The following is a 6,175-nucleotide window of genomic DNA, read 5'->3' as shown; positions in this document are numbered from 1 at the left end:
TGGTAGATAGTCATGTCCAACTCACAAAAGCAGAGACGGAAAAGCAAGCCAAAGCAGCTGAGTTAGCAATGAAAGAAATATCGAGTTGGAGAGAGCATCAGTTGAATCTTCAAAAAGCCATTAAAGAATTGTTACCAACAGGAGAATAAAATGAAATACGGTAATAAAAAATCTAAAAAGTCATCAAAATCAGTAGGAGGATTAAAAGCCTCTAATATGAAATCAAGCATCAGAATGGATAGAAAAAACAAAAAAAAAAGTAGGTGACAGGAAGCAGGTAATTTCAGTCCGTGACAATTTGTCACGACGTCGCTATAGTGATCAGTGGATGAAAACTGCAGTAAAGAAAAAAGGCGCTCTACGAAGAATGGCTTCTCAATCTGGTGGAATTACAAAAAAGGGTACCATATCCACGGCGTGGATGGATAAAAAATTATCTTCTCCAAGAACGTCCACTAAAGTAAAACGTAGAATTAATCTTGCAAAAACCTTCGCTAAATATAGAAAGAAATAGAGTAAAAGCGTAAAACCTAGGGTAATGAGACGTTTCTAACGAAATATCTTAAGTGGAATAGTAAGTTCACCATCCCTAGGTAGATTATTTAACAAACTTATTATAATTTTTTATGAATTCTTCTATAGTCCCTTTCCCTTTTTCTGTGTTGTAATATTTTTTCCAATAGTGAGCCATTCCTTCAATATCATCTTTTTTTGGAATAGATTCTTTTACTCTAAAATAATGAATTCTCGCCATAATAGCAGCATACATTAAATCCCATCCTAATCTTTCGAAATTTCTATAAAATTTATAATACTTTAATCGTCCAAATATTTGCCATCTTAATTCTATCCAGTTGGTCCATATATCTTCATGAGTCTCTTTTTCCATTTGAAATATACCGAGCGCCGGGCCGCCCCCCATTTGTGTAAGAAATGTTCCCATTTTAGATTCTTGTGCACAGGTACCTAATAATAGATTAATAGATGATTCCTCATTATTTTCCATTTTTATTATTTTTAAAGCAGGTTTTATAACTACTTCTTTTAAATCGTCAACAATAATCATTTTATTTATTTGTATATTTTACACACAAAAATAACCCCACTTTCACTATACCTTACGGCAATATCCTAAGTGGAACTTAAGACTTCGTGAAAAGTAGGGTTATTTCGATTCCAGACATTTGAAACTATTATATTATCAATTTTTGATGATTAATCAATTCACAAAAGAATAGCAATCCTCCATATCATCATACACATGTAGTAGACATTATTTTTAAAATATATTATTATATCTAAATCAAGGAACGCTTCCTTTAAGGCGGGTCGTAAAAGACAATACTTTCCTAAGTAGGTCAACTTAGGCCGACATGCACGGTTAGCTGGGCCATCATGGCAATACCGAAGACGGGGTTAAAGTCTATAAAAGAGGTTTTAATGTCTGATATTGGAGATGAAAGTAAAAATTCGGAGACCAGTACATCGGTATCGCCTGCGAATAATTCGCAACAGATAAATAGTAATCCAAATGGACCTAAAATTCTGGAGCCCGATACTGTAAATGATTTGGTTCGAGTAGGAAAAGAGAAAGCATATAAAAAGGGATATGAAGCTGCCTTGGCGGAATTTTCTAAAAATAATGTAGAAAATAATAATTCTGAATCTATTCCGCAATCTATTCAAAATAGTTCGTCGCCTTCTAATTTTGATGAAAATCGTTATCGTTCAATGATATCGGAAGAAATGCGAAAGCTTCATGAAGAAGAAGCTAAAAAGCAAGAACAGAAATTATTAGAAGAGAATGCTAGGCGTTTATTTTCTGAATTACATCAGAAAGTAGAAATGGCAAAATCTCGATATCCTGATTATGACGAAGTAACAAAAGTTTTAAATATTCAGGAAATTCCTGAGATTTTAGCGTATGCAAATGAAGCGGATAATGCGGGTGATATTTTATATGATCTGGCTAAAAATCCTTCTAAAATTGCAACACTTCGGAGTCTTCCTCCTCAATTAGCGATTCATGAAATCAATAAATTGTCCAATTCAATTAAGACGAATCAGGAAGGGTCTAAAGAATCTCCTCATCGTCCTCCATTAGAACAATTAAAGCCTACTAGTGTTAATCATGGTGATGCGCCACTGACACTACGGGACTATAAAAAAATATACACAGTCTAATAATAAGTGTCTCCAGTTTATCACCATAAGATAATAATTATGGAGATTTTACGATGCCTAATATTTTACAAGATGTTCAAACCTATCAAATAAGTGATTTAGCTCTATTGAGTAATGCAAATTGTTTTATTGGTACAGCAAATACCGAATTTAATGAATTTAATAAAATTCCTACTAATTTAGGACAAACGGTAACTTTTGATTCTCCTGTTCAATTAACCAGTAATGCAGGATTGGTGGCTGTCGATCAGGATTTAGTACAGAATGTTCATTCTTTGACAGTAGATCAGGCTAGAAATGTTACTGTAAATTTTACGGATCAAGAATGGATTTTTAATGTTGAACGCTATATGAAGAGATATGGGCGCCCAGCTGTTGGTGAATTAGGCGCCTCTATAGAAGAAAATGTTGCTCGTAATTCATTAGTTCCTTTTCGTTTTTTTGGAGATGGTATAAATCCAATTAATAGTTTTGGTCAGTTAGGATCAATGCTTGCTGATTTTAGATCATTTGGCGCCGTCTATAGTGATACCTATGTATATCTGAGTTTACGTGCAGAATCGGATATCGTTAATACGGGTGCGAATCAATTTGTACCTTCAAGAAATGAAAAAATGGCTAATAGTTGGATGGTTGGTGATTTTGATCAAGCAACATTTTGTCGATCAAATTTATTGCCCGTTCATATAGCTGGAAATGCAGCCCAAAATGGTACAAATTTAATAATTGCTGCACGACCTACTACTACTCAATTGGTATTATCAGGATTTGGTTTCAATGATCCGGATGCCGTTAAAGAAAATGATTTATTTACTGTTCAAAGTGACTTATTTTTTAGAACGTATCAAGGTAAAGCGATATCTCCATTAAAAGTACAATTCAGAGCAACTATCGATTCTGTTTCAGATGGCGGAGGAAATGCCTTAGTAAATATTTCTTATCCTCTTATTCAACCTTCTGATGGCGATCCACAAAAATTAAATTTAAGTCGAGATATTAATTTGGGTGTGGATAATGTGTTAGGGGTTCCTAGTCATAGACGTGGAATGGTATGTTCGGGTGGTGGTTTATTTTTAGCAATGCCACAATTGCCCACTCAAGAACCTTACTTTAGTGCTAATGAATCCGATCCAGATACTGGAATTTCTATGAGACTTTCTTTTGGTAGTGATCTTAATAATAGTACACGACGATTTATACATAGTGCAATATGGGGATCGTCATTAGTGCCCCAATATGCGATGTCTATAGTTTTTCCTTTAACTCAATAAGGAATCTTGTGTTAGTACGGGAACTGATTACTCGATCCTATTATCTATCTGCTATTGTCTCTAGGGATTTAGAAACGGTCTCTGGTGCACAAATAGCAGATGGATTGGAATTATTGAATTTGATTCTTTCCGAAAAATCCGGAACGGGTCGTTTTATTCCTTATTATGATCATTTGCAAATTCCTTCAATAGGGGGCCAATCTCAATATGATATAGAAGGATTGATAGTATTAGATGCGCTTACTTTTAATATTGATGAAGTACGTTATCAAATGCAAAGACAAGCGCGCTATCGCTATTGGGGAACCTCACGTGCTGAAAATATAGAAAGTCTTCCGTTTACGTATTATCCAGAAAGAATATTAAATGGAACTCGACTTTATTTATATTTTACGCCAAGTTCACAAATTGATTTTTTCACAGCTACCGGAAGATTTTCTTTATTAGAAGTTTCACTCGATGATGAGTTAAATGATCGAATTGATAAATTTTATCAAAGTTATTTAATGTATCTTTTAGCAAAAAGAATTTGTCAATTTAATTCAATTTCTTTTGATCCTGGGAAAGAACAAGTTTTACAAGAACTTGAAAATAATTGTGTGGATGTAAATCCGATTGATTTTAATTATAAAAAAATATCCACCCTTTCTAAAGGAGGATACGTTGATTACTATCAGGTAAATATATTAAGAGGATGGAGACCATGAGAAAAGAAGTCCTCTTGGATATAGTCGGCAGTACTCGATTTGGTCGATACAATAAAATCTCTATTGAGAATACCTACAATATGATTATTTCTGATGAAGCGTTAGTGCCATATTCAGGCTATCAAAAATTATTTGATTTTAGACCCATCGGAAAGGGAAGAGAAATATTTAGGAGTGTTCCTTATAACCATTTGATTTCAGTGATAGATGATGGTGTTTATACCGTTTCTCCCGCATTAGGAGTGACACAAATTGGCATTCTTAATAGTAGTGAGGGACCGGTTTACATAACGGAAAATGGAATAGATCAAATAGCGATTGTTGATTTAACTAATAATGTCTATGTGTTTAATCATAGTGCTAATAGTTTTGTTGTGGTTCCTGTTCCATTTGTTCCTAATTATATTACTTTTCAAGATGGATATTTTATTGCAAGTGATTCAAATTCAAACCAATGGAGATTATCTGATCCAAATGATGCGACTTCATGGCCTTCTAATCCTGAAAATATAGGAATATTAGAAACGAAAGGGGATCGTCCTAGAGTTGTCATTGAATTTAGACGTCAATTATTTGTAATGGGACAATCGGTAAGTGAAATATGGCATGATGTAGGAAATACGTTATTTCCCTATCAACGTGATAATTCTTTAGCAATAAACTATGGAATATTAAGTCCAGAAACATTAGCTGCTGAATTTGATTTGTTGGTATGGTTAGGACAAAATAGAAGTTCGGGTCCTACTATTTTAATTTCTAAAGGAGGCAATCCATTCCCATTAGCAACTGATGGAATTGAATTTTTATTAGATCAAATACAAACTCCAGAAGATTCTTCAGCATTTCTTTTTCAAGAGAATGGTCATATTTTTTATCAGATTACTTTTTTCTCGGATAATTTAAGTTTAACGTATGATTTTAATACTCATAGATTTTACACATTAACGAATGAAAATCTTGATGCACATATTGCAAAAAGAGCTGCTTTTTTCAACAATGAAAATTATTTCATCAGTAATAAAGATGCTGGTCTTTATCGTTTTGGGTCTAATTTTACTACCTATAATAGTGAATCAATTCCAAGAATAAGAATTACTAAACCTTATAGAACGCCTGATGCGGAACGATTTATTGTTAATAATTTAAGCATAACCATGGAACAAGGGGCATCCTATGAAGTTCAAAAACTTTTATTGTCTGTTTCAAAAGATGGAGATGCTTCTTTTGGAAACGTATTAAGTAAAGAACTTAATAATTATGGAAATCGAAGAAATCGATTGAGATTTTGGAATCTAGGTGCCGCAAATGATATCACTTTTAAATTCCAATTTTGGAGTGGTAATCCCTTTCCGCCCCCTCCTCCTATTCAGCCCGTCGTAGATCCAACGTCACGTTTTGTTGTTATTGGGGGAAGTATGGAGGTATTTCGATGAATATTACAAATGTACCGGTTCAGAATTTATTAGATGAAAATGGAAAAATGGATCATAGTTGGCGAACTTTCTTTAATCAGCTCGTCAATCAATTACAAACTTTTTTATCGGATGAACGCTATAAAAATCCAGAACAAAATGATGTCAATATCCAGAAATTAGAAGATAAAGAGGCTCATAAAGGAGGCACATTGTACGATATTTCTGACAATACATATCGTATAAATATTAAAAATAATTATATAGGAGTAGCTAATCCTGAATATCGTTTCAAAATAATCGTTACGTATGAAGAAATGAATACAGCAAAAGTTTCTACTATTCCAAGCGGAGAAAGAAATTGCCGAATAATTTTTGTTACCGATACTGGGATGACTCATTTAGGTACCAATAATATGTTTATCACCTTATAAGAGAGATAATAATGAGAACAGATTTTAATCTTCCAGAACCTCAATATACAGGAACTCCTATTGGATCACCTGTTTCCCCCTCTTTTGGTCAAAATTTATTGGGTATGGCTCAAAATCCTACTTTTATGCAAGGATTAGGTGGATTTCTAGGACAATTATTTGGAGGT

The 6,175-nt window shown here is 33.6% G+C and carries 7 protein-coding genes; 6 read left to right on the top strand and 1 reads right to left on the bottom strand.

From position 1 onward, the window contains the following. The first annotated feature begins 328 nt into the window (after nucleotides 1-328). The gene (locus tag ACTF56_RS12655; protein ID WP_438967273.1) at nucleotides 329-514 is read left to right on the top strand and encodes a hypothetical protein; all 186 of its coding nucleotides are present in this window, start codon (nucleotides 329-331) and stop codon (nucleotides 512-514) included. 84 nt (nucleotides 515-598) lie between these two features. Here ACTF56_RS12655 and ACTF56_RS12650 read toward each other — a convergent pair whose 3' ends face one another. Further along, on the bottom strand, nucleotides 599-1,066 hold the full coding sequence (locus ACTF56_RS12650) for a hypothetical protein (RefSeq protein ID WP_438967272.1): 468 nt from the start codon (nucleotides 1,064-1,066) through the stop codon (nucleotides 599-601). Nucleotides 1,067-1,440: 374 nt separating this feature from the next. Between ACTF56_RS12650 and ACTF56_RS12645 the strand changes: the two genes are divergently transcribed. From ACTF56_RS12645 to ACTF56_RS12625, 5 genes are read left to right on the top strand one after another with little or no spacing between them, the layout of a single operon-like run. Beyond that, nucleotides 1,441-2,184, top strand: a complete 744-nt coding sequence (locus tag ACTF56_RS12645; protein ID WP_438967271.1) for a hypothetical protein — start codon at nucleotides 1,441-1,443, stop codon at nucleotides 2,182-2,184. A gap of 53 nt (nucleotides 2,185-2,237) precedes the next feature. Next, nucleotides 2,238-3,455, top strand: a complete 1,218-nt coding sequence (locus tag ACTF56_RS12640; protein ID WP_438967270.1) for a hypothetical protein — start codon at nucleotides 2,238-2,240, stop codon at nucleotides 3,453-3,455. 8 nt (nucleotides 3,456-3,463) lie between these two features. After that, nucleotides 3,464-4,162, top strand: a complete 699-nt coding sequence (locus tag ACTF56_RS12635; RefSeq protein WP_438967269.1) for a hypothetical protein — start codon at nucleotides 3,464-3,466, stop codon at nucleotides 4,160-4,162. Then, the gene (locus ACTF56_RS12630) at nucleotides 4,159-5,595 is read left to right on the top strand and encodes a hypothetical protein (protein WP_438967268.1); all 1,437 of its coding nucleotides are present in this window, start codon (nucleotides 4,159-4,161) and stop codon (nucleotides 5,593-5,595) included. Before ACTF56_RS12635 ends, ACTF56_RS12630 begins: the two co-directional genes overlap by 4 nt. A 47-nt stretch (nucleotides 5,596-5,642) precedes the next feature. Beyond that, nucleotides 5,643-6,008, top strand: a complete 366-nt coding sequence (locus ACTF56_RS12625) for a hypothetical protein (protein WP_438967267.1) — start codon at nucleotides 5,643-5,645, stop codon at nucleotides 6,006-6,008. The last annotated feature ends 167 nt before the right edge of the window (nucleotides 6,009-6,175 follow it).

It is taken from the genome of Flavobacterium sp., assembly GCF_965657075.1.
GTDB lineage: Bacteria > Bacteroidota > Bacteroidia > Flavobacteriales > Flavobacteriaceae > Flavobacterium.
Note: the sequence above shows the minus strand (reverse complement) of the source record. Positions and strands in the feature narration are given on the sequence as shown.

What these genes read in the sequence shown, in the direction of transcription:
- ACTF56_RS12655 (WP_438967273.1), top strand. Translation starts at nt 329, where the DNA reads ATGAAAACTGCAGTAAAGAAAAAAGGCGCTCTACGAAGAATGGCTTCT.
- ACTF56_RS12640 (WP_438967270.1), top strand. Translation starts at nt 2,238, where the DNA reads ATGCCTAATATTTTACAAGATGTTCAAACCTATCAAATAAGTGATTTA.
- ACTF56_RS12645 (WP_438967271.1), top strand. Translation starts at nt 1,441, where the DNA reads ATGTCTGATATTGGAGATGAAAGTAAAAATTCGGAGACCAGTACATCG.
- ACTF56_RS12630 (WP_438967268.1), top strand. Translation starts at nt 4,159, where the DNA reads ATGAGAAAAGAAGTCCTCTTGGATATAGTCGGCAGTACTCGATTTGGT.
- ACTF56_RS12625 (WP_438967267.1), top strand. Translation starts at nt 5,643, where the DNA reads ATGGATCATAGTTGGCGAACTTTCTTTAATCAGCTCGTCAATCAATTA.
- ACTF56_RS12650 (WP_438967272.1), bottom strand. Translation starts at nt 1,066, where the DNA reads ATGATTATTGTTGACGATTTAAAAGAAGTAGTTATAAAACCTGCTTTA.